Origin of the sequence: Bradyrhizobium sp. CCBAU 11430 (assembly GCF_028128855.1) — a bacterium.
GTDB lineage: Bacteria > Pseudomonadota > Alphaproteobacteria > Rhizobiales > Xanthobacteraceae > Bradyrhizobium > Bradyrhizobium ottawaense.
Genome location: NZ_LBJV01000042.1, coordinates 1 through 22,712, shown reverse-complemented (window position 1 = coordinate 22,712; position 22,712 = coordinate 1). Strand labels below are relative to the sequence as shown.

At 64.2% G+C, this 22,712-nt stretch carries 19 protein-coding genes and 1 pseudogene; 14 read left to right on the top strand and 6 right to left on the bottom strand.

Annotation, left to right across the window (positions count from 1 at the left end):
- Positions 1-5: 5 nt before the first annotated feature.
- Positions 6-1,535, bottom strand: a complete 1,530-nt coding sequence (locus XI04_RS11050; RefSeq protein ID WP_049806503.1) for a DUF4153 domain-containing protein — start codon at positions 1,533-1,535, stop codon at positions 6-8.
- Positions 1,536-1,723: 188 nt separating this feature from the next.
- Here XI04_RS11050 and XI04_RS11045 point away from each other — a divergent pair, with 188 nt between their 5' ends.
- Complete coding sequence (locus tag XI04_RS11045) at positions 1,724-3,067, top strand: glycoside hydrolase family 3 N-terminal domain-containing protein (protein ID WP_038947559.1); 1,344 nt, start codon at positions 1,724-1,726, stop codon at positions 3,065-3,067.
- A gap of 97 nt (positions 3,068-3,164) precedes the next feature.
- Here the strand turns inward: XI04_RS11045 and XI04_RS11040 are convergent, their stop codons facing one another.
- From XI04_RS11040 to XI04_RS11030, 3 genes and pseudogenes are all read right to left on the bottom strand, one after another.
- Positions 3,165-4,787, bottom strand: coding sequence for an ABC transporter substrate-binding protein (locus tag XI04_RS11040; protein ID WP_271609717.1), 1,623 nt, complete (start codon positions 4,785-4,787; stop codon positions 3,165-3,167).
- A 147-nt stretch (positions 4,788-4,934) separates the two neighbouring features.
- Positions 4,935-6,205 (bottom strand): annotated as a pseudogene (locus XI04_RS11035) (DUF892 family protein).
- A gap of 170 nt (positions 6,206-6,375) precedes the next feature.
- Entirely contained in the window at positions 6,376-6,984 is a 609-nt protein-coding gene (locus tag XI04_RS11030; protein ID WP_028140033.1) for a TetR/AcrR family transcriptional regulator, read from the bottom strand.
- A 103-nt stretch (positions 6,985-7,087) separates the two neighbouring features.
- Between XI04_RS11030 and XI04_RS11025 the strand changes: the two genes are divergently transcribed.
- From XI04_RS11025 to XI04_RS11015, 3 genes are all read left to right on the top strand, one after another.
- A complete protein-coding gene (locus tag XI04_RS11025) occupies positions 7,088-7,783 on the top strand; it encodes a PspA/IM30 family protein (RefSeq protein ID WP_038947556.1) in 696 nt (231 codons plus the stop codon).
- Positions 7,784-7,823: 40 nt separating this feature from the next.
- Positions 7,824-8,099 carry a YiaA/YiaB family inner membrane protein gene (locus XI04_RS11020; protein ID WP_014491840.1) on the top strand — a complete coding sequence of 92 codons (276 nt, stop codon included), beginning with the start codon at positions 7,824-7,826 and terminating at the stop codon, positions 8,097-8,099.
- Positions 8,100-8,282: 183 nt separating this feature from the next.
- Positions 8,283-8,489: a hypothetical protein gene (locus XI04_RS11015; protein ID WP_008145196.1), complete on the top strand. Its 207-nt coding sequence runs from the start codon at positions 8,283-8,285 to the stop codon at positions 8,487-8,489.
- A 185-nt stretch (positions 8,490-8,674) separates the two neighbouring features.
- Here XI04_RS11015 and XI04_RS11010 read toward each other — a convergent pair whose 3' ends face one another.
- Positions 8,675-9,520 (bottom strand): SDR family NAD(P)-dependent oxidoreductase, encoded by an 846-nt coding sequence (locus tag XI04_RS11010; protein WP_038947555.1) that lies wholly within the window; start codon positions 9,518-9,520, stop codon positions 8,675-8,677.
- A gap of 182 nt (positions 9,521-9,702) precedes the next feature.
- On the opposite strand from XI04_RS11010, the gene XI04_RS11005 reads away from it, so the two are divergent.
- The 4 genes from XI04_RS11005 (at position 9,703) to XI04_RS10990 (ending at position 15,010) form a co-directional block, all read left to right on the top strand.
- A complete protein-coding gene (locus XI04_RS11005) occupies positions 9,703-11,199 on the top strand; it encodes an aldehyde dehydrogenase family protein (protein ID WP_028140036.1) in 1,497 nt (498 codons plus the stop codon).
- A 119-nt stretch (positions 11,200-11,318) separates the two neighbouring features.
- Complete coding sequence (locus tag XI04_RS11000; protein ID WP_028140037.1) at positions 11,319-12,446, top strand: alkene reductase; 1,128 nt, start codon at positions 11,319-11,321, stop codon at positions 12,444-12,446.
- Positions 12,447-12,595: 149 nt separating this feature from the next.
- Positions 12,596-13,099, top strand: a complete 504-nt coding sequence (locus XI04_RS10995; protein ID WP_038947554.1) for a GFA family protein — start codon at positions 12,596-12,598, stop codon at positions 13,097-13,099.
- 249 nt (positions 13,100-13,348) lie between these two features.
- Positions 13,349-15,010, top strand: a complete 1,662-nt coding sequence (locus XI04_RS10990) for a thiamine pyrophosphate-binding protein (RefSeq protein WP_152103605.1) — start codon at positions 13,349-13,351, stop codon at positions 15,008-15,010.
- 106 nt (positions 15,011-15,116) lie between these two features.
- On the opposite strand, the gene XI04_RS10985 is transcribed toward XI04_RS10990, so the two are convergent.
- The gene (locus XI04_RS10985) at positions 15,117-16,541 is read right to left on the bottom strand and encodes an LLM class flavin-dependent oxidoreductase (RefSeq protein ID WP_271611012.1); all 1,425 of its coding nucleotides are present in this window, start codon (positions 16,539-16,541) and stop codon (positions 15,117-15,119) included.
- Positions 16,542-16,803: 262 nt separating this feature from the next.
- On the opposite strand from XI04_RS10985, the gene XI04_RS10980 reads away from it, so the two are divergent.
- From XI04_RS10980 to XI04_RS10955, 6 genes are all read left to right on the top strand, one after another.
- On the top strand, positions 16,804-18,189 hold the full coding sequence (locus XI04_RS10980) for a M20 family metallopeptidase (RefSeq protein WP_271609719.1): 1,386 nt from the start codon (positions 16,804-16,806) through the stop codon (positions 18,187-18,189).
- A 101-nt stretch (positions 18,190-18,290) separates the two neighbouring features.
- The gene (locus XI04_RS10975) at positions 18,291-19,202 is read left to right on the top strand and encodes an amino acid ABC transporter substrate-binding protein (RefSeq protein WP_028140042.1); all 912 of its coding nucleotides are present in this window, start codon (positions 18,291-18,293) and stop codon (positions 19,200-19,202) included.
- A gap of 115 nt (positions 19,203-19,317) precedes the next feature.
- Positions 19,318-20,049, top strand: a complete 732-nt coding sequence (locus XI04_RS10970) for an amino acid ABC transporter permease (protein WP_038947549.1) — start codon at positions 19,318-19,320, stop codon at positions 20,047-20,049.
- Between the two features lie 4 nt (positions 20,050-20,053).
- Positions 20,054-20,746, top strand: coding sequence for an amino acid ABC transporter permease (locus XI04_RS10965; RefSeq protein ID WP_028140044.1), 693 nt, complete (start codon positions 20,054-20,056; stop codon positions 20,744-20,746).
- Positions 20,747-20,758: 12 nt separating this feature from the next.
- Positions 20,759-21,490: an amino acid ABC transporter ATP-binding protein gene (locus XI04_RS10960; protein WP_028140045.1), complete on the top strand. Its 732-nt coding sequence runs from the start codon at positions 20,759-20,761 to the stop codon at positions 21,488-21,490.
- A gap of 178 nt (positions 21,491-21,668) precedes the next feature.
- A complete protein-coding gene (locus XI04_RS10955) occupies positions 21,669-22,529 on the top strand; it encodes a D-amino-acid transaminase (RefSeq protein WP_212474949.1) in 861 nt (286 codons plus the stop codon).
- The last annotated feature ends 183 nt before the right edge of the window (positions 22,530-22,712 follow it).

The window sequence follows — 22,712 nt, the reverse complement described above, 5'->3', positions numbered from 1 at the left end:
TCCGCTCACCCTGCCGGCCGGCTGCCGGACTGATCTTTCGCCTGCGCGTCCAGCCTGCGCTGCAGCCGCCAGCTCCGAAAGCCCCAACTCCGCCAGGCCAGATCCTGGCGCTGCAGTTCTACAAGGCGGTCGCGTCGGGACACAAGACAGTAGCCTCGTGCCGAAAGATCGCTGCCCTTCGCGTTCGCCAGGAGTTCAATGGCCTTGTCGATCGCAGGCAGCGCCTGCGGCCCGAGCGAGAGGAGATAATTGGTGTCGAGCTGCACGCCTTTACCTGAAGCTTCCTTGCTGTGCGCCACATTATAGTCGGCAATGAAGGCGTCGAAGTTCACCAGCGCGCAGCCATACAGCACGATCGCGAGCGCGGTCAGATTGACGCCCACGAGCCAGCCGTTGGACCGGCCGAGCGCGATGCGGGCGACGATCAGGAGCAATCCGAGCGCCACCAGCCCCATCCAGATGAAGGCCGCGATCCGCCAGTAAGTCAGCATGTAGATATCGACATACAGGTCGAGGCGAAGGATGGAGGAGGCGACGAGAAGGACGTTCTGGCCGACCCAGAGATAGACCAGCGGCCGGATCACCGACGATTTCTCGGCCGGCCCGCCCGGGCGCATCGCCACCAGCACGAACGCCGCGGCGAGCAGGGCGGTTACGATCAGCGGATAGGCGCCGCGATGCGCATAGCCCGCATAGGTCAGATTGTCCGGCAGCGCCATATGGCCCCAGAGATAGATGCCGTCGAGAATGGACTGCGCCGCGAACAGCAGGTTGAACAGGATCAGCGAGCGCAGGATGGTGGAGGGACCAAGAAACTCCGCCGAGACCAGAGGCGGGAGCGGCGGCGGCACAGGTCCGTCCGCGACGGCGGTGGTGACGATCGTCTTGCGCCGCCAGCGCACATGGATGAACGGCCAGACCAGCGCCAGCATCAAGGCCCAGAAAAGTACGCGCGGGATGCTGATATATTGGAGGATGAGTTTCGGATTGAGCATAAACACCCATTGCTCGATCACCGGATTGGCCGCGGCGAACAGCGCGACGAAGACCGTGCTGAGTGCTGCAGGGAGCAGCCAGCGCGCGATGCCGCGGGTCAGCGCCGACGCGTTGAACACCTGGGGCGCATCGAGGAAGAACCTGAAGGGCCCGAGCAGGACGAAATTGCGCAGCGCGCGGACGCGGTCGGCGAGCCCGGTCGCTTCCGGATTGGTCGCCAGCAGCAGGGCGATAAGCAGCGCCGCGCCGAGGATCAGCAACGAGAGCGCGTTGAGCTCCTCGACGGCCGGTGCGAGGCCGGCGATGAGAATGGCTGTGCCGATCAGGGCGCGCCGCAGGTTTAGGGCCGCGTGATTGAAGAGCACCGACACGCCGGCGAGCGCGATCGCAAAGAGCGTCAGCGACAGCCCGATTCGCTGGCCGTAGAACAGCCAGTCGGCGAGTGCGGCCAGCACCAGCGCGAGACCGAGCTTGGCCGGGATCGAGGAATGACCGATCGGCTTGATTTCCTCTACGATCGTCGAAGCCAGGCTCGTCATGTCCAGAAGACCTTTCGTGATGGGTGGCATCACGAAGTCTGAACGGTGCTTGTGCAGAAGCCGGGATCATCGTCTGCACGGTTTCAGGAGTCTTTTGCAGATTTCGTGCAGGCACGCGTTTGCCTCTCGCGGAGCGCAAATCGCTTTGATAGGTGCGAAGCATCGCCACTCCCAGCGCGTGATGCATCATGCAATTCCTCCGCCGTATCGGTCTCATTCTGCTCTGGCTTGCCGCACCCCTGGTCGCATTCGTGGCCGCGAACAAGAACGATCCCTATCTGGTCGCGCTCCGGGGCGCCGGAAACGTCGCGCTTGTCGTCGCAAGCCTTGTGATCGTCATCCTCCTGCTGCGCGGAGAACGGTGGCGCACTATCGCGGGCAAGCTGCTCGTCACGCTCTGGTGCCTGCCGCCGCTCCTGATGTCCGCCGCGCATCTGAAGTTCGAGCTGCGCAAGCACGACGTTCTCGGCGCAAGCGCCGCCGAGGCGCGACAGCTCGGGCCTCATTTCATGGTCGGCTATTCCTCGTTTTCCGAGGTCGCGCGGCTGGCCGAGCAGGGATTGATCGGCGGCGTCTATGTGACCCGGCACAACATCCGGGGCCGGACGATTGCGGCGCTACGTGCCGAAATCTCGGCGCTTCAGGATATCAGGCGCGCGGCGGGCCTGCCGCCGCTGGTCGTGGCCGCCGACCAGGAAGGCGGCATCGTCGGGCACCTTGCCCCGCCGCTCACCAAGGTGCCGGCGCTGGCGACGCTCACCGGGCTGGCTCCCGACGACCAGCAGGCCAAAGCGGAAGAATTCGGCCGCATCCACGGACACGAGCTCGGCGCGCTTGGCGTCAACCTCAATCTCGCGCCGGTGCTCGACCTCAAGCCGCCGGCGAGGCGCAACCGTCTCGATTTCCACACGCTGATCGGCCAGCGCGCAATTGCAACCGATCCTGCTGTCGTCGGCACGATCGCAAGCGCTTATGTCCGCGGGCTGGAAGAATCCGGCGTCGGTGCCACGCTCAAGCATTTTCCGGGCATCGGCCGCGTCCGCACCGACACGCATCATTTCAGTGCCAATCTCGATACGCCGGTCGGGGAATTGGAAGCCTCCGACTGGCTTCCGTTCCGCGATGTGCTGTCGCATTCGCGCAGCGCGCTGATGGTCGGGCATGTCACGCTGACCGCGGTCGATCCCGACCGCGCCGCCTCGCATTCCAAGCGCGTCGTCGATGGCATTCTCCGGGACAAATGGGGCTACCAGGGCATGGTGATGACCGACGACCTCGTGATGGGTGCGATCTACCAGAACGACGTCTGCAAGGCCGTGGTCGAGGCGATCAATGCCGGCGTCGACCTGCTGCTGGTCGCCTATGACGGCGCGCAGTTCTATCGCGTCTTCGCCTGCGCTCTGGACGGGTTGCGGCACGGCAGGCTCGATGCGGCGATGCTGCGCGCAAGCGCGACGCGTCTGGAAAGAGGATTTCCGATCGAGCAGGCCCGAGCGGGTTCTGGCGCGATCAGCCTCGCCCGTCAGGACTAAAGAATGATCCGGAAAAGTGCGCAGCGGTTTTCCGAAAAGATCATGCTTAAACAAAAAGCCAAAGCGCGATGACGATTCGTCCTGATCGTATCGCGGTTTAGCCTTTCGCATACTGACGGTAGTCCGGCTCCCGGTGAAACCAGAATTCGTAGCCGGTGACGGCCTTCTGCATGGCGACGTCGTGGATCGGCTGGTTGAGCGGAACGACCGGGACGTCGCGGATGCAGAGCGCAATGAAATCCTTCACGGCCTGGTCGTACTCGGCCGTATCAGCGGTGAAGCGGGCCTTGTCGATGAGCACGTCCATCTCCTTGTTCTGGTAGGAGGAGATGTTGAAGATCGAGTTGTTGCCGTGGAAATTCCAGTAGAAGTAATATTCGGGATAATCCAGCCAGCCGCTGAAGCGGTTGAGCGCGAGCGGCAGCTCCTTCTTGTTCAGCGTCGTCCGCCAGTTCGCGCCGGGGATCTTTTCGATTGCCGCCTTGATGCCGATCTTGGCGAGGCTCTCCTGGATAAGGATCGCCGTCGGTTCGCCGACGGTCGCGGTGCCTGTGTCGAGTGACAAGGTCGTCTCCACGCCGGAGGCGAAGCCGGCTTCCTTCATCAACGCCTTGGCCTTTTCGAGATCGGTGACATAGGGAAACGGCTGCGGCCAGACCGGCTTTGAAATGTCGGCGGCGCCGCCGTACATGGGAACGGCACGGCCGAAGAACGCGCTGCTCTGGATCTGCTCATATGGCATCGCCCAGGCGATGGCCTGGCGCAGCTTGACGTTGTCGAACGGCGGCTTTGCGGTGTTCAGAGCAACGTACCAGAGCGCATTGGGGATCGGCACGCCCGACACCTTGACCTTGCCTTCCCTGATGAGCTGGTCGAAATCCCGCGGCGCAAAGCCGCTCGACAAGTCCGCATCGCCTCGCTCCAGCATGACGCGGCGGGTCCCGCCGGAGGGGACGTCGCGTGCGATCACGCGCCTGATCTTCGGCAACGGTCCGCTCTTCCAGTCGTCGAAGCGTGCCAGCACGGTCTCGCTGCCGGGCTTCCAGCTCTCGATCCTGTAGGCGCCGCCGCCGGCCTCGTTGTTCTTCAGCCACGCCAGCGCCCACGGGTCTTCGGCCGTCGCATTTTTCTTCGCCAGCTCGGAATTGATGATGAACGGCACCACGACGGCGACGTTGAACAGCAGCATCTTGTCCTTGCGGACATAGTCGATGCGGAAGGTGTGATCGTCGACGACCACGAACTGCTCGGGCTTTTCCAGCGATCCCGCGGACATCTGGAAGGTCGGAAAGCCGCCGACCTTCACCGCGCGGTCGAACGACCATTTGACGTCCTTGGCCGTGACCGGCGACCCGTCGTGGAACTTCGCATCTTTTCGGAGGCGGAAGGTGCAGGACATGCCGTCGGCCGCGACCTCCCAGCTCTCGGCGAGTTCGGGCGCGAGCCTCTCGCGATCATACGACAGCGTTCCGTCCGGCAGCGTCTTGGAGGCGTAGGAGAGCAGGCGGTCGTAGCAATTCCACGATAGCCCGTTCACGGTCTGGTTGGAGCCGACGCCCTGCATGTCCAGCGAGTTCGGACCCAGCTCCTGCACCACCAGCAGCGTTTCGCTCCGGCCCTGCGCCCAGGCGAAGGGAGGGGCGACGGCACTGATGCCGGCGGCACCCACGCCGCCGAGCAGCACGCTGCGGCGGCTCATATGGAAGGGTGAACTGCTCATGGGTGCCTCCTGTCCGGCAATTGTCCGGCATCGAGAGGCAAGGTGTGTGCCACCGGCACGAATGATCGTACCGTGTCCGGGGCCGGCCGCCCCGCGCGACGGCGCGAGGCGGTTTCATTCGGTGCGTCTGCGCGCGCCAGGCGCTTCCTATTCGGCCTGCTCCAGTGCGGCAGGCATCTTCGCAACCGACATCAGCGATCGCGCGACCTGATTGAGCAGGAGATCGGCGTTTTCTTCTTCGGCGAGGGATTTGGAGAGCAGGGCGACCACTGCGCTATGCCGGAGCTGCTGCGCCAGGTTGCGCGCGGTGGTGTAGCCGGACATCTCGTAATGTTCGACGCGTTGAGCCGCAGAAATCAGTGCGAGGTCGGCGGCCGCGTCCTCCTTTTCCTCGCCTTCCTTCATGACCTCCTGGCCTTCCTCGATGAGGCCCATCATGCCCTTGCAGGGCTTGGCGCGTGCGTTCTCGCCGAGCAGCTCGAAGCACTCGTTGATGCGCTCGATCTGATTCTCGGTCTCGGTCAGATGCTGCTCGAATAATTCCCGCAGCTGGTCGAAGCGGGCGGCCTGCGCCATCTTGGGAAGCGCCTTGGTCAACTGCTTCTCGGCATGGAGAATGTCGCGCAGTTCATGGAGCAGGAGATCGGTCAGGCCGGCTTCGTCGACGGGCGGTGAGCTTTCCGTGAGATCGGCGTGCCGGCGCCGGGATCGGCGGACTGCAGCGCAGGCGATTCCGTGAACACCCAATCCTCGCCCTCGTTCCAGGGACCGCGGGTGTCGATTTCGCCGTGGTCACCGCTGCCGGTGGAGTCGTTGAAGTACTGGTTCACGAGGCCGGGCGTCGGCGCGAGCCTGCCGACGCTGAAGGCCGGCTTCGACAGGCTTTCGAGCGCTCGCGCGAACGCCTTCATATGAGTGATCTCCCGCGTCATCAGGAACTGGAGCGCGTCCTTGCTGCCGGCGTCGTCGCAGAAATTGATCAGCCGTTCATAGACGATCTTGGCGCGCGCCTCGGCGGCGATGTTGCTGCGGAGATCGACGTCGAGCTCGCCGGTGATCTTGAGATAGTCGGCGGTCCAGGGATTGCCTTGCGAATTGAACAGGTTGACACCGCCGCCGCCGGCGATCGCAATCAGCGGATCGGCTTCCGCCGCCTGGCGGTCATTCTTCGAAGGCGCAAGATGCATTCGCGCGAGACAGCCGACGACTTCGAGATGGCTGAGCTCCTCGGTGCCGATATCCATCAGGAGATCCTTGCGGTCGGGGTCCTCGCAATTCAAACCTTGAATCGAATATTGCATCGCGGCCGCGAGTTCCCCGTTGGCGCCGCCGAACTGCTCCAGCAGCATATTGCCGAAGCGGGGATCGGGTTCGTCGACACGCACGGTGAACATCAGTTTCTTGACGTGGTGATACATGGGAAGGCTCGCGCTCTGAGGGAAACTATGCGCGTCAACCGACCCTCGGAATGTTCGTTCCTAGCTCTCGCCGAGATTCAGATCCGGTGCTGCGCGAAGGAGTGAAGCGGAGCGCATATGCACGTTCGTTGGTGCCGGCGAGATCTCTACGGTCCCGCTGCTGCGCGGCCCTATGCTGCCCGCGCGATCAGTCCGTCAATCATCGCGCGCACGAGGCCAGCGATTTCCTTGCGCAGCGCCGGCAGCGGCACGGCGACCAGCTTCTGCTCCAACCCCAGCGCCACCATGCCATGGACCGCCGAGAACAGGCTGCGTGCGGTGATGCCGAGCTCCTCCGGGCCGCGCTTTGGAAACAGCGCGGCCAGCGGCTTGTAGATGTGGCGGAACAGCCGCATCTGGTCGTCGACGGACCAGTCGGGGACGACCTTGTCGGCCTCCATGCGGTGCTCGAACAGCGCGCGCCAGAGCTGGAGATTTTCCGCCGCGAAATCGCAATAGGCGATGGCGATGCGGACCAGGGTCTCCTGCGGCGAGGGGGCGCCCGCGCCTTCCGCCACGCTCAGCGCCTCGTCGAGCCGGAGCAACGTGCGCGACCCCACACGCAGGATCAGCTCATCCATATCGGCCACGAGATTATAGACCGCACCATTGGCGCAGCCGATCTCGCGGGCGAGATCGCGAGTTTTCAGCCCTGACAATCCACGGTCCGCGATCATCCGTTCCGCCGCCTGAATGAGCGCGGATCGAAGTTTCTCTCGACGTTCCAAGGCCTTAGACATGCATCGGTCAAATTCTTGAGCGTTGCTCAAAATTCTCTTGAACAATGTTCAAGGTTGTTGCTACAAAGTATCTGTGAGCAACGCTCATAACAGGGAGCAACAGATGTTCAAGACCGTCGTGACACTTTTCCGCGGCAGCGTGGCCGCCGCGGGCGAAGAGCTGGAGGACCGCACGGCCCTCCTCATTCTCGACCAGCAGATGCGCGATGCGGCCGCGGCCGTCGAGCGCAGCAAGCGGACGCTGGCGCTGGCGATCGCGCAGGATCAGCAGGAAGGCCGCAAGCTCGAGGCGACGATCGCCCGCATTGCCGATCTCGAGGCGCGCGCGGTTGCGGCGCTCGACGGCGGCCGCGAGGATCTCGCCAGGGACGCTGCCGAAGCCATCGTAGGCTTGGAGGCCGACCGCGATGCGGCAATGACGGCCCGCGCCTTGTTCGCGACCGAGATCGCCCGGTTGAAGCGGCACGTCGCGACCGCGCAGGCCCGCATCACCGAGCTCGATCGCGGTCGCCGCGTCGCCCGAGCCTCGGAGGCGGTACGCTCGCTTCGGCGCAGCGGCATCGAGGCGGCACGCCCTTACGAATCCACGCTGCCGGAGGCGGAGAGCACCCTGCGGCGCCTGCGCGAACGGCAGATGGAAACCCAGGCCGCCGATGATGCGCTGGTCGAGCTCGACGCGGCCACCGGTCCGCTCGCCACCGCCGAGAGATTAGCCGAGCAGGGTTTTGGCCCACGGTTGAAGACGACTGCGGACGACGTGCTGGTCCGGTTGAAGTCCAAGCGCGCGCCGACTGCCTGATCCCCAACCCCATCATCATTCGAACCAACAGGAGACCGTCATGAACCAGAACGGCCAACCCCATAGCAGCGCCTGGGTGACCTTCACCTACGCGTCCTTCGCAGCCTCCGCATTTCTCGTCGCCATTGGCATCTTCTTCCTGCCGATCGACCTCTGGATGAAGGGCTATCTCACCATGGGCATCGTCATGCTGATCCAGACCTGCATCACCCTGACCAAGACCGTGCGCGACAATCACGAGAGCAGCCGGCTGGTGAACCGCATCGAGGATGCCAAGGCCGAGCGTTTGCTGATGGAGGTTTCCAAGGCGGCTTGAAAAATGTGCCTCGCGCCAATCGGACGACGAGCAAGAGAGCCGCGGAGCGACGCGCCGCGGCTCTCGCGTCCAGGCCCCACCCGGAAATGACGTCTTGATCGTGCCTCGCGGTCCGCATCTCGCATTGTACTTCGAACGCAGGTGCGATATGGCTCTCGCGCTTTCCAGAGGCGGAGACGAGCTTTGTCGAAACAATCGCTGCGTGAGGAGGCCGAGCGCCTGATCCGCGAATCGATGGAAAAGAAGACCATCGTCGTCAAGCAGGGCGCGACCCGCATCGAGGCCGTCTGCGGCAAGTGCGGCGCGCCGAACCGGGTCCAGGCGGAGAAAGGCCAGACCCGGGTCAAGTTCGCTTGCAAGAATTGCGGGCACCAGCAAGAGACGCTGTAGGGCGGTTGCGCGAACTGCCGCGCCGCGAACACTCCAACCCTCATCCTGAGGAGCCCGCTGAAAGCGGGCGTCTCGAAGGATCGAGGCCGGGCTGCTGCAGCCGGGCCTGCATGGTTCTCGCGGCGATGCGCAGCATCGTCCGCCTCGCGCGCAAGGGCGCGCTCCTCACCATGAGGGTCTGACAGTTACTTCCCCTCCACGAACCTCGTGAACGCATCCGCGTAATCCGGGTGCCAGCGCGACAGCGGCGGCCGGTTCTCGACGATGTCGCCGGCGGCCCATTGCATGCGCTTCTCGTCGAGCGCGCGCGGCACGTCGTTGTCCGGGCACAGGATGTAGAAATCGCCCACCTCCAGCCGCGCCAGCATGAAATCGACCGTCTGCTCCGGCGTCCAGGCGCCGGCCGGCTTCTCGGTGCGTCCTTTCGCGGTGAGGCCCGTGAAGACGAAGCCGGGGATCAGCAAATGTGCCGTGACGCGACAGTCTCTCGTGTTGCGCAGTTCGTGCTGGAGCGCTTCGGTAAATGCCTTCACGCCGGCCTTGGAGACATTGTAGGCGGGATCGCCCGGCGGCGTGGTGATGCCCTGCTTCGAGCCCGTGTTGATGATGAGGCCGCACCTGCCGCGTGCGATCATGTTGGGCGCGAAGATGCGCGAGCCGTTGATGATGCCCCACATGTTGACGGCGATAACGCGCTGCCAATTGTCGGGTTCGCCGAACAGCGTGCTGCCCGGCTGGATGCCGGCATTGTTCATGAGCAGGTCCGTTCCGCCGAACTGCGCGGCCACGGCGCGTTCCAGTTCCCTCACGCTCTCCGCGCTGCTGACATCGACGGCGAAGGTCATCACGTTTGTGGCAGACGTGACGGATGAGAGTCTTGTTGCGGCGTCCGCCAGACGTTGCCGGTCCACGTCCGCGATACACACTTTCATGCCCGCGCGCGCGAAGGCCGCAGCGGCGGCAAACCCGATTCCGGATGCGCCACCTGTAATCACGGCGACATTGTCTTTGACGATGGCGGGATGTGGCATGGATCATCTCCGGGGAGGACTCTTCATCGAGCTATAACATGGCAGCAGTCCGACCCTGCACAAGTTGGCATGGGAGGTCTTCGTTCAGCGCTGCCTTTACGCCTTTCCGGCACGGCTGTATCCTTCACCCTAACGATCCCGCCCAGATCGAACCAATCAATCACCTGACAGGGAGTGCAGCCATGGCTGTGTCGCAGGCTATTCCGATCACGCGCCATCCGTTCGCGAATGGGTCCTACAAGCAGATGCTGATCGACGGGAAGTGGGTCGATGCAGCCTCAGGCAAGCGCTTCGAGACTCATAATCCTGCCACCGGCGAATTGCTCGCAACCGTCGCCGAGGGCGACAAGGAAGACATCGATCGTGCGGTTGCCGCCGCCCGCCGCGCCTTCGAGGGGCCCTGGAGCAAGGTGAAACCGTTCGAGCGGCAGAATCTGCTGCTCAAGCTTGCCGACCTCGTCGAGAAGAATTTCGACGAATTGTCGCAGCTTGATACCCTGGACATGGGTGCGCCGCTCAGCCGCACCCGCGCCTATCGCCTGCGCGCCGTCGGCATGCTGCGTTATTACGCCGGTCAGACCACGGCGATCCACGGCGAGACCATCGAGAACTCGCTGCCCGGCGAGATCTTCTCCTACACGCTGAAGGAGCCGATCGGTGTCGTCGGCGCCATCATTCCCTGGAACGGCCCGCTCACGGCGACGATCTGGAAGATCGGCCCGGCGATCGCGACCGGCTGCACCGTGGTGCTCAAGCCCGCCGAAGAGGCGCCGCTGACCTCGCTGCGCATCGCCGAGCTGGCGATGGAGGCGGGCATTCCCCCCGGCGTCATCAACGTCGTGCCCGGCTATGGCGAGACCGCGGGCGCCGCGCTCGCCTCGCATCATGACGTCGACAAGGTCGCCTTCACCGGCTCGCACGTCACGGGTCAGTCGATCATCCGCGCCTCCGCCGGCAATTTGAAGCGTGTCTCGCTCGAGCTCGGCGGCAAGTCGCCGGACATCGTGTTCGCTGACGCCGATCTCGACGCCGCCGTGCCGGGCGCGGCGATGGCGGTGTTCGCCAATTCGGGCCAGATCTGCAGCGCCGGCACGCGCCTGTTCGTCGAGCAGTCGATCTACGAGGAGTTCGTCGGCCGCGTCGCCGAGTTCGGCAAGAAGCTGCAGGTCGGCAACGGTCTCGATCCCAATGTGCAGATCGGCCCGCTGGTGTCAGAGCAGCAGCTCGAGCGCGTCACCGGCTATCTCGACATTGGCCAGAAGGAAGGCGCGAGGGCGCTCGCCGGCGGCGGCCGCGTCACCGAGGGCGCGCTGTCGAAGGGCTTCTTCGTCTCGCCGACCGTGTTCGCGGGCGTTCAGGACAACATGCGCATCGCGCAGGAGGAGATTTTTGGCCCCGTCATCTCCGCGATCGCATTCAAGGACATGGACGAGCTGGTCAAGCGCGCCAACAACACCACCTTCGGCCTCGGTTCGGGCCTGTGGACGCGCGACGTCAGCAAGGCGCATGCGGTTGCAAAGTCGCTGCGCGCCGGCTCGGTGTGGGTGAACTGCTACCAGGCGATGGACCCGGCCGTGCCCTTCGGCGGCTACAAGATGAGCGGCTATGGCCGCGAGTCCGGCAAGCAGCATGTCGAGGAATATCTCAACGTGAAGTCCGTCTGGATCAAGACGGCCTAGCACTTGTTCTCTCCCGCCTTCCGCGGGAGGGAATATCTGCTTTTATGGGGGCGGCGCCTTTTCCGGGTGCCGCCCCTCGCGATATGATCCGCATCCTTCCAAAGAAACTCGGGGTCAGCATGAAATTCGAGGCGTTGTTTAGACCGTTGCAGGTCGGTCCGTACAAGCTTGCGCATCGCGTCGCGATGGCACCGCTGACACGCATGCGGGCCGAGCGCGAGAGCTTTTCACCGCGCCCGCTCAACGCCGAATATTACGGCCAGCGTGCGACGCCGGGCGGCCTGCTCATCGCCGAGGCCTCGCCGGTGCTCTCGCACGGCCGCGGCAATCCGGCGACGCCCGGCATCTATTCGGAGGCGCAGATCGCCGGCTGGCGCAAGGTGGTCGATGCCGTGCACGCCAAGGGCGGCATCATCTTCCTCCAGCTCTGGCATGTCGGCCGCGTCTCGCATTCCTCCTTCCACGGCGGCGAGCTGCCGGTTTCGGCCTCGGCGATCCCGATCAAGGCGGAAGGCATGAAGGCGATGACGGCCGACGGCAAGATCTCGGACTATGAGACGCCGCGCGCGCTGGAGACCGGGGAAGTCAAGGGTATCGTCGAGGCCTTCAGGCAAGGCGCGAAGAATGCACTCGCAGCCGGTTTCGACGGTGTCGAGATCCACGGTGCCAACGGCTATCTGCTCGAGCAATTCCTGCAATCACGCAGCAACCAGCGCACCGATCAATATGGTGGATCGATCGAGAACCGCGCCCGGCTGCTGCTTGAGGTGACGCAGGCCGCGATCGACGTTTGGGGTGCGAACCGCGTCGCCGTGCGGCTGTCGCCGCATGGCATCGCCAACGATTCCGGCGAGCCCGATCCGATGCCGCTATACACCCACGTGGTGAAGGCGCTCGACAAGCTCGGCCTCGCCTATCTGCACTTCATCGAGCCGCGATCGAGCGGCTCGGGTCGCGCCGAGGTCAACTGGCAGAATGTGCCGTCGGCGATGCTGCTGTTTCGTCCGCTCTACAGCGGCGTGCTGATGACCGCCGGCGGCTTCACCGGCGAGACTGCGAATGCGGCGATCGCCGACGGCCATGCCGACATCATCGCCTTCGGCCGCATCTTCATCTCCAATCCCGATCTGCCGCGCCGCCTGCAGCACGACTACCCGATCACGCCGTACAATCGTGCGACGTTCTATGGCGGCGAGGAGAAGGGGTACACGGATTATCCTGTTTATGACGAGCTGACGCCGGCGTAGTTCGGCTGTCATTCCGGGGCGATGCGTAGCATCGAACCCGGAATCCATCTCTCCGTCTGAACAAGCCGCCTGATGGATTCCGGGCTCGCGACTTTGTCGCGCCCCGGAATGACGATCGTATTGTCTGCAATGACAACGGAAAGACGTCCATGGCCAAAGCCGCAGTCGCCGCAGGGATCGCCACCGGCCAATGCCTCTGCGGCAAGGTCACCTTCGAGATCGATGTCCCCGCGCGCTGGGCCTGGCACGATCACTCCGCCGCCAGCCGCCGCGCCCATGGCGCGGCCTATGCGACCTATGTCGGAAGCTGGAAGAAGCGGTTTCGCATTACGTCGGGCAAGACGGCGCTCACGCGCTACGAGGACAAGGCCACCAGGACCACGCGCAGCTTCTGCTCGCAATGCGGCACGCCGATTGCCTATGAACGACCGCGTGGTCCGCACATGGTCAACATCCCGCGTGCGCTCTTCAGGGAGCGCACCGGCCGCCAGCCGCTCTATCACATCGCGATCGAGGAGCTGCAGGAATGGGCCTATACCGGCGAGCCGCTGGTGCCGCTCAAGGGCTTTCCGGGCGTGGTCTGCCAGCGCTCGAAAAAGAAGAAGCGCGCGGGCGGCGAGGACCCGTTCGAGCTGGGCCGGGAGGAAATTTAGCTCCACTCTCATGCCCCGGACGCGGTGCGGCACGAAGTGCCGCGCCGCCGAGCCGGGGCCCATGCAGCGGAGAATGCGGTGAGCAACTGGGTCCCGGCTCTGCGCCGCAACGCTTCGCCGCGTCGCGTCCGGGACACGAGAGCGGGGCTTCCACGCAACGCAGCCATGAGCACGCTTCCTTGCGCGCCTCCCGCGACTTCGGCCATCATGCCGCCGTCCTTGCGGCAACGTCCGCTCCCTGGAGGAAACATGAAGAACAAGATCACCGGCCGCTCCGCCTTTCTCGCGCTGCTCAAGGACGAGGGCGTCACGCATCTGTTCGGCAATCCCGGCACCACCGAGCTGCCGATCATGCATGCGCTGAAGGACCATCCCGACCTCACCTATGTGATGGCGATGCAGGAGAGCCTGGTGGTGGCGACCGCCGATGGCTATAGCCGCGCCTCCGGAAAACTCGTCGCCTGCAATGTTCATGTCGCGCCCGGCCTCGGCAACGCGATGGGCTCGCTCTACAACGCCCAGTTCACGGGCACGCCGATGATCCTCACGGCCGGCCAGCAGGAGCAGGGGCACGGCCTGATGGAGCCGGTGCTGTATGGGCCGCTGGTGCGGATGGCCGAACCGCTGGTGAAATGGGCGGTGGAGGTGACGCGGCTGGAGGATTTGCCGCGCATCGTGCGCCGTGCCGCCAAGATTGCAACGACGCCGCCGACCGGTCCGGTGTTCATCTCGCTGCCCGGCGACATCCTGAACAGCGAAGCGGGGATCGATCTCGGTCGCTCCACCCGCATCGACGCGCGGACAAGGCCGTCGGACGAAGCGCTCACGGCCTTTGCCGCGCGGCTGCTGAGGGCGGAGCGCCCCGTCATCGTCACCATGGACGAGGTGGTCAAGAGCGATGCGCTGAAGGAGGCTGCCCAACTTGCCGAGCTGCTCGGCGCGGCGGCTTACCAGTCCTCGACGCCCTATGGCTCGCACTTCCTGTCGGAGAGCCCGAGCTTTGTCGGCACGCTGGCACGCGTGCAGAAGGTCGCGCGCGATACGCTCGCGCCGTACGATCTCCTGATTGCGCTCGGCGGCGATCCCTTGCGGATGTCTGTCTATAGCGAGGTCGATGCGCTGCCTGACGGACTCGGCATCGTCCAGATCGGCCTCGTCGATTGGGAGATCGCCAAGAATTACGGCGCCGAGATCGCGCTCAAGGCGGATCTGAAGGAAACGCTGCGCGCGTTGATCCCGGTGCTGAAGGAGATGGGTGGCGCGACACTTGCGAGCCGCGCCAAGCAGCGCCTCGCCGAGATCGCGCCGAAGAACTGGACCGCGCGGCGTGCCGCGCTGGTCGAGCAGATCGGCAAGAGCGCCGGCCGCGCGCCCATTGATCCGGACTTCCTCGTGCTGCAGATGGTCGAGGCGATGCCCGATAACGCCATTCTCGTCGACGAAGGCCTCACCTCCAGCCGCCAGGTGACGGCGCTGCGACCGCATCGCGATCGCTACGGCTATCACGGCCTTGCCTCAGGCGGCATCGGCTGGGGCCTGCCGGCCTCGGTCGGCGCCAGCATCGCCAATCCTGATCGTCCGGTCGTCTGCTTCTCGGGCGACGGCAGTGCGATGTATTCGATTCAGTCGCTATGGACCGCGGCGCATCACAAGCTGCCGCTCAACGTCGTCATCGCCAACAATGGCGGCTACCGTATCATCAAGCAGCGCCTGCTCGCCTTCCATGACGACGACAATTATGTCGGCATGGATTTCGTCGATCCGCCCGTCGATTTCGCCGGCGTCGCCAAGGCGCTCGGCTGCGAGGCGATCAAGGTCAGCGATCCCAGAGAGCTGAAGGCGACACTGGCGTCGGCGTTCAATCGGCCGGGGACGAAGTTGATCGAGGTGATGGTCGACGGGAAGGTGTAGATCCGCTGTCGTCCCGGCGAACGCCGGGACCCATACCGCGTGATCTATCGATCGCGGCTGCTCCCAATCCCGAACGACCAATCTTCGCCAAAACTACTCCCTGGGGTTATGGGTCCCGGCGTTCGCCGGGACGACACGGCGGGTGTGGCAACAACCCCTTCCTCCCCACCCGATATCCCGCCGCCGGATGCGGCGCATCCAGCCTTGCGCGGCCGTTGCCGAACAGTTTTTCCCGCAGCGTGCCCTTTGCGTATTCCGACTTGTACCGTCCGCGCCGCGTCAGCTCCGGCACCAGCATGTCGGCAATGTCCTCGAAGTCGCCGGGCGAGACCGCAAACGCGACGTTGAGGCCGTCGACGTCGGTCTTCTCGAACCAATCCTCGATCTTGTCCGCGACCATCTCCGGCGTGCCGACCACGACAGGGCCGGCGCCGCCGATGCCGACATGCTCGATGACGTCGCGCACGGTCCAGACGCGGTCCGGGTCGCCCCGGGTGACGTTGTCGAGCGCGCTGCGACCGGCGTCGTTCTGGACGTGACGCACTTGCTGGTCGAGCTCGTAGCCGGAGAAGTCGATGCCGGTCCATCCCGACATCAACGCCAGCGCGCCTTCCGGATTGATATGCGACCGGTAGTCGGCATATTTCGCCGCAGCTTCCGCTTCCGTGTTGCCGAGGATGATCGTCATCATGTTGAACATCAGGATCTCAGCCGGATTGCGGCCGACCGCGGCGGCCTCCTGGCGGATCGCCGACACGCGCGGCCCGATGATCTTGGCCGACGGTCCCGACATGAACACGCATTCGGCGTGACGTGCCGCGAATTGCCGGCCGCGCGGCGAGGTGCCGGCCTGGTAGAGCACGGGCGTGCGCTGGGGCGACGGCTCGCTGAGGTGAATGGTGTTGTTGATGCGATAGTTTGCGCCCTCATGGTTGACGCGATGGACTTTGGCGGGATCGGTGAAGATGCCGCGCTTGCGGTCGCGCAGCACGGCGTCCTCTTCCCAGCTCCCTTCCCATAATTTGTAGACCACCTCCATGTATTCGTCCGCGATGTCGTAGCGGTCGTCATGCCCGGTCTGCTTGTCCTTGCCGGCGCCACGCGCGGCACTGTCGAGATAGCCGGTGACGACGTTCCAGCCGATCCGCCCTTCAGTGAGATGATCGAGCGTCGACATCCGCCGCGCGAACGGGTAGGGCGGCTCGAACGACAGATTGCTGGTGACGCCGAAGCCGAGATTTTGCGTTACCGCGGCCATCGCCGAGAGCAGCAGCAGCGGCTCGTTCGACGGCGTCTGCGCAGCGTTGCGCAAGGCCGCGTCAGGGCTGTTGCCGTAGACGTCGTAGACGCCGAGCACGTCGGCGAGGAACAATCCGTCGAAACGGCCACGCTCCAGCGTCCTGGCAAGATCGATCCAGTAGGGCAGGCGGTTATACTCGGCGGTGCGGTCGCGCGGATGGGTCCACAGGCCCGGCGACTGGTGCGCGACGCAATTCATCGCAAAGGCATTGAGTCTGATCTGCTTGGCCATGATCGTTCCCCGGCGCTCTATACTGAGCGCTCTTCGAATGGTAGATGTGCGCCCGAACTTGGCGAAGTTCTTGCATATAACCTGCGCTTGGCAAGGCCAAAATCAGCGGGCTGCCGCCTTTGGCAAGCCAATCTCAAGAGAGCAAGAACGAAATCCCAAGAGAACTACAAGAGAAGTACAAGAGCTATCCAAGTCCCTGCCACTTTCGAAGGCCACCCTGTCTCGGGTAGGGTCCTTCGCCTCGAAGTCCGAAAAGAAAATCATGACCAGAGCCGACGCCATCGCCCGCGCCCGTGAGGATTTCAAATCCGGTGCGTTCCTCGCTGAACTCGACCGCCGCGTCGCCCTCAAGACCGAAAGCCAAAATCCCGCGCGCGGCCCCGAGCTGCGCGCCTATCTGGAACAGGAGATGGTGCCGGCCTTCGCGGCGCTCGATTTCACCAGCCGCATCGTCGAGTCCCCCAGTGGCAAGTCGCCGTTCCTGTTCGCCGAGCATCACGAAAGCGCCTCCGCGCCGACCGTGCTGATCTACGGCCATGGCGACGTCGTCGACGGCATGGAGGGCGAGTGGCGCGAGGGCCGCGATCCCTGGCGCACGACGGTTGCGGGCACGCGGCTCTATGGCCGCGGCACCGCTGACAACAAGGGCCAGCACAGCATCAACATGGCGGCACTCCGCGCGGTGCGCGACGCCCGTGGCGGCAAGCTCGGCTTCAACGCCAAGTTCATCGTCGAGATGGGCGAGGAGATCGGCTCGCCCGATCTTGGCAAGGTCTGCGACCTCAATCGCGACGCGCTCAAGGCCGACCTGTTCATGGCCTCCGACGGGCCCCGTTTGTCCGCCGACCGCCCGACGCTGTTCCTGGGATGCCGCGGCGGCATCCGCATTCATCTGGATGTGAACCTGCGCGATGGCGGCCACCATTCCGGCAATTGGGGCGGCGTGCTCGCCAACCCCGCGACCATCCTGGTCAACGCGATCTCGACGCTGGTCGACGGCCATGGCCGCCTGCAGCTCGACGCGCTGAAGCCGCCGCGCCTCAGCAACCAGATCCGCAGCTATCTCGCCGACGTGCAGGTGGTGCCGACCGAGGACGAGCCGGCGCTTGCCGAGAACTGGGGCGAGGAGGGGTTGTCGGCCGCCGAGCGGCTTTACGCCTGGAACACGCTGGAAGTGCTGGCGATGTCATCGGGCAATATCGAGAAGCCGGCCAACGCCATTCCGGGCCATGCCAACGCCGTGCTGCAACTGCGTTTCGTGGTCGGCACCGAGGTCGGCGGCCTGATCGAGGCGGTCCGCGCGCATCTTGTCCAGAAGGGCTTTCCGATGGTCGAGGTGCGGGCGGCGCAGAGCTTTGCTGCATCGCGGACCGATTTCGACAGCCCCTGGATCAAATGGGCGGCGGATTCGGTGAAAGAGACCACGGGGAAACCGCCGGCGGTGCTGCCGAACTTCGGCGGCTCGCTGCCCAACGACGTATTCTCCGAGATCCTGGGTCTGCCGACGATCTGGGTCCCGCACTCCTATCCCGGCTGCTCCCAGCATGCGCCCAATGAGCACATCCTGCTGCCATTGACGGAAGAAGCCTTGACGGTGATGGCCGGCCTGTTCTGGGATCTCGGGGAATTGCCCAAGCCGCTGACCTGAGCCCATTAACCTCTGCCGCAAGCCAGCCGAAAGTCACATTCTAATCCGGCCCAATCTGTGCTTGCATCCGGGCCGCATCATCCTGAAAGGGGACCAAAAAAGTGAAACATTTCCGTAGCATTGGGCTCGCGCTCGCCGCGACCTTCGCCGTCAGCCAGGCCGGGGCCCAGGAGCTGACAGGCACGCTGAAGAACATCAAGGACACCGGCGCCATCACGCTGGGCTTCCGCGACTCCTCGATCCCCTTCTCCTATCTCGACGACAACCAGAAGCCCGTCGGATTCGCGATGGACATCTGCTACAAGATCGTCGACGCCGTGAAGAAGGAGCTCAAGCTCGACAAGCTCGAGGTCAAGCTCAATCCGGTGACGTCGGCGACCCGTATCCCGCTGATGGCCAACGGCACCATCGACCTCGAATGCGGCTCGACCACCAACAATGCCGAGCGCCAGAAGCAGGTCGCCTTCACCAACACCCACTTCCTGACCGCCAGCCGCTACGTCTTCAAGAAGTCGAGCGGCCTGAAGTCGATCGACGACCTCAAGGGCAAGACGGTGGTCTCGACCGCGGGAACCACCAACATCAAGCAGCTCACCGAGGCCAACGTCGCGAAAAGCCTCGGCGCAAACATCATCCCCGCCAAGGACCACGCCGAAGCCTTCCTGATGGTCGAGACCGACCGCGCGGTCGCCTTCGTCATGGACGACATCCTGCTCGCGAGCCTCGTCGCCGGCTCGAAGTCGCCGGATGACTACGCCGTCTCCAAGGACGCGTTCTCCAAGCCCGAACCCTACGGCATCATGCTGCGCAAGGACGACGCCGCCTTCAAGAAGGTGGTCGATGCGGCGACCGCTGCGCTCTATACGTCCGGCGAGGCCCAGAAGATCTACGACAAATGGTTCACGGCCAAGATCCCGCCGAAGGGCCTCAACCTCAATACGCCGATCTCGGCCGAGCTGAAGAACGAGTTCGCGAAGCCTTCGGACTCGCCGAACCCGGACGACTATAAGTAAGATAACCTCGATATTTCGATCGGGATCATGTCCGGCCACTCTTGACACAGGGGTGGCCGGACATTTGCATAGGCGGCCAGGATATCTCTGACTGGCGCGTTCGCGCGGGGGACACGTGAACTATAACTGGAACTGGGGAATCTTTTTCCAGCCGAACCCGATGGGGACGGGCACCTATCTCGACATGCTGCTGTCGGGCCTGGTGCTGACCCTGAAGACCGCGGCGTTGGCCTGGGTCATCGCGCTGATCACCGGCTCGCTCGTCGGCGTCATGCGCACGCTGCCGTCGAAGGGTGCGAACTGGTTCGGCTTCGCTTATGTCGAATTCTTCCGCAACATGCCGCTGCTGGTGCAGCTGTTCCTGTGGTTCTTCGTGTTGCCGGAACTGCTGCCGAAAGGCGCCGGCACCTGGCTGAAGCAGCTGCCGAACGCGCCGTTCTGGACGGCGGCGATCGGCGTTGGTTTCTTCATGTCGGCGCGCGTCGCCGTGCAATTGCAGGCCGGCATCGGCTCACTGCCGCGCGGGCAGAAGATGGCGGCGACCGCGCTGGGTCTGACCACCGCGCAGGGTTATCGCTATGTGCTGCTGCCGATGGCGTTCCGTATCATCCTGCCGCCGCTGACGTCGGAGTTCCTCAACACCATCAAGAACACGGCGGTCGCTATCACCATCGGCCTGCTCGAGTTGACTGGACAGGCGCGCTCGATGCAGGAGTTCTCGTTCCAGGTGTTCGAGGCCTTCACCGCCGCGACGCTTCTCTACCTCCTCGTCAACGCCGTCGTCGTGACCGCGATGCGCTTCCTCGAGCGCTGGGTCGCGATCCCCGGCTACATCACGGGGAAATAGCGCCATGTTCGGCAATCTCGATTTCGACGTCATCCGCCGCGCGCTGCCCTATTTGTTCTACGAGGGCATGACGTTCACCCTGACGCTGACGGGGCTCGCAGCTCTCGGCGGCCTGGTCTTCGGCACGGCGCTCGCGCTGATGCGGTTGTCCGGCTTCAAGATCCTCGGCCGCATCGCCGGCGTCTATGTCGACTTCATGCGCTCGCTGCCGCTGGTGCTGGTCATCTTCTGGTTCTACTTCCTGGTGCCCTATATCGGGCAATGGCTGACCGGCGCCTCGCGCCCCATCAGCGTCGGCGCGTTCGCATCCTCGCTCATCACCTTCATCATGTTCGAGGCGGCGTACTTCTCCGAGATCATGCGCGCCGGTATCCAGTCGATCTCGCGCGGCCAGCCGGCCGCGGCCAGCGCGCTGGGGCTGACCTACGCCCAGACCATGCGCTACGTCGTGTTGCCGCAAGCCTTCCGCAACATGCTGCCGGTCCTGATCACGCAGACCATCGTGCTGTTCCAGGACACCTCGCTGGTCTACGTCCTCTCGATCACGGACTTCCTGGGAGCGGCGAGCAAGGTCGCGCAGCGCGACGGGCGCCTCGTCGAAATGTACCTGTTCGCAGCTGTCGTCTACTTCACCATTTCCTGTATCGCGTCCTTCGGCGTCCGTCGCCTCCAGGCGCGCATCGCCATCATTCGATAGAGCGTGTCGGTCATGATCGAAATCAGCCACGTCAACAAATGGTACACTCCGAGCTTCCAGGTGCTGACCGATTGCACCACCAACGTCACCAAGGGCGAGGTGGTCGTGGTCTGCGGCCCCTCGGGCTCGGGCAAGTCGACGCTGATCAAATGCGTCAATGCGCTGGAGCCGTTCCAGAGCGGCGACATCAGCGTCGACGGCACCAAGGTCAACGATCCCAAGACCAATCTGCCCAAGCTGCGCTCGCGCGTCGGCATGGTGTTTCAGCACTTCGAGCTGTTCCCGCATCTCAAGATCATCGACAATCTCTGCCTCGCGCAGCAGAAGGTGCTGGGCAGGTCGTCTGACAAGGCGGTGACGAAGGGCATGATGCTGCTGGATCGCGTCGGCCTGAAGGAACAGGCGCAGAAATTTCCCGCGCAGCTTTCCGGCGGCCAGCAGCAGCGCGTGGCGATCGCGCGCGCGCTCGCCATGGACCCGATCGTGATGCTGTTCGACGAGCCGACCTCGGCACTCGATCCCGAAATGGTCAGTGAAGTGCTCGACGTCATGGTCGATCTCGCCCATGAGGGCATGACCATGATGGTCGTCACCCACGAGATGGGGTTTGCCCGCAAGGTGGCCAATCGCGTGATCTTCATGGACCGCGGCGAGATCGTCGAGGACGCGGCGAAGGACGATTTCTTCGGCCAGCCGCGCAGCGACCGCGCGCAGAAGTTCTTGTCGAAGATTTTGTCGCATTAGCCGGTCGTCATCCCGGGGCGCGCGTAGCGCGAGCCCGGGATCCATACTCCCGATGGTGGTTATGGATTCCGGGCTCATTCGCTGCGCGAATGCCCCGGAATGACGAAACGAGGGATGATTGCGCCCCTCAATCGGCGTATAACACCCCAAATCCCCCTTTCTCCCCAGGAGACCTGCCTTGGACCCGATCGCCTACGTCAACGGCTCATTCGTCCCGCTCTCGGACGCCAAGATCTCGGTCCTCGATCGCGGCTTCCTGTTCGCCGACGGCATCTATGAGGTCTCGGCCGTGCTCGACGGCAAGCTGGTCGACAACGCCTCGCATCTGGCGCGGCTGGAGCGCTCGGTCGGCGAGATCAGCTTGAGGCTGCCGGAGACGCTCGAACGCATCACCGAGCTGCAGAAGGAACTGATTGCGCGCAACAAGGTCACAAGCGGCCTCGTCTATCTCCAGGTGACGCGCGGCGCCGACAAGGGCCGCGACTTCGCCTTCCCCAAGGGCGGCGTCAAGTCGAGCCTGGTGATGTTCACCTCGGAAAAGGACATCATCAACGCCGCCTCCGCAAAGACCGGCATCAATGTCATCACGGTGCCGGATATCCGCTGGGAGCGGCGCGACATCAAGAGCGTGGCCCTGCTGGCGCAGGTCTTGGCAAAGCAGGCGGCGGCCGAAGCCGGCGCCGGCGAAGCCTGGATGCTGGAAGACGGATACGTCACCGAGGGCGGCTCATCCTCGGCGTTCATCCTGACCAAGGACGACGTCATCGTGACCCGCAAGAACTCCAACGCGATCCTGCCGGGCTGCACCCGCAAGGCCGTGGTGGCGCTCGCCGAGGAACGTCAGCTTCGCGTCGAGGAGCGCTCGTTCACGGTGGCCGAGGCCCTGGCTGCAAAGGAAGCTTTTGCCACCTCGGCGTCACTGTTTGTCCAGCCCGTGGTTGCGATCGACGGCAAGAAGATCGGCGACGGCAAGCCCGGCCCGATGGCGACGAGATTGCGCGAAATCTACGTGGAGTTCGCCAAGGCGACGGCGGTCTGAGCCGCGTACCGCTGCCGTAGGGTGGGCAAAGGCGCACTTGCGCCGTGCCCACGTCTCTCTCGCTCTAGCTGACAGAAGGTGGGCACGCTTCCGCCTTCGCTCTACGAGCTACGGCGGACAAGTCGCTTTGCCCACCCTTGTATTAGCGCGCCGGATTAGAATGGCCTGGTTCCGTGAGGAATG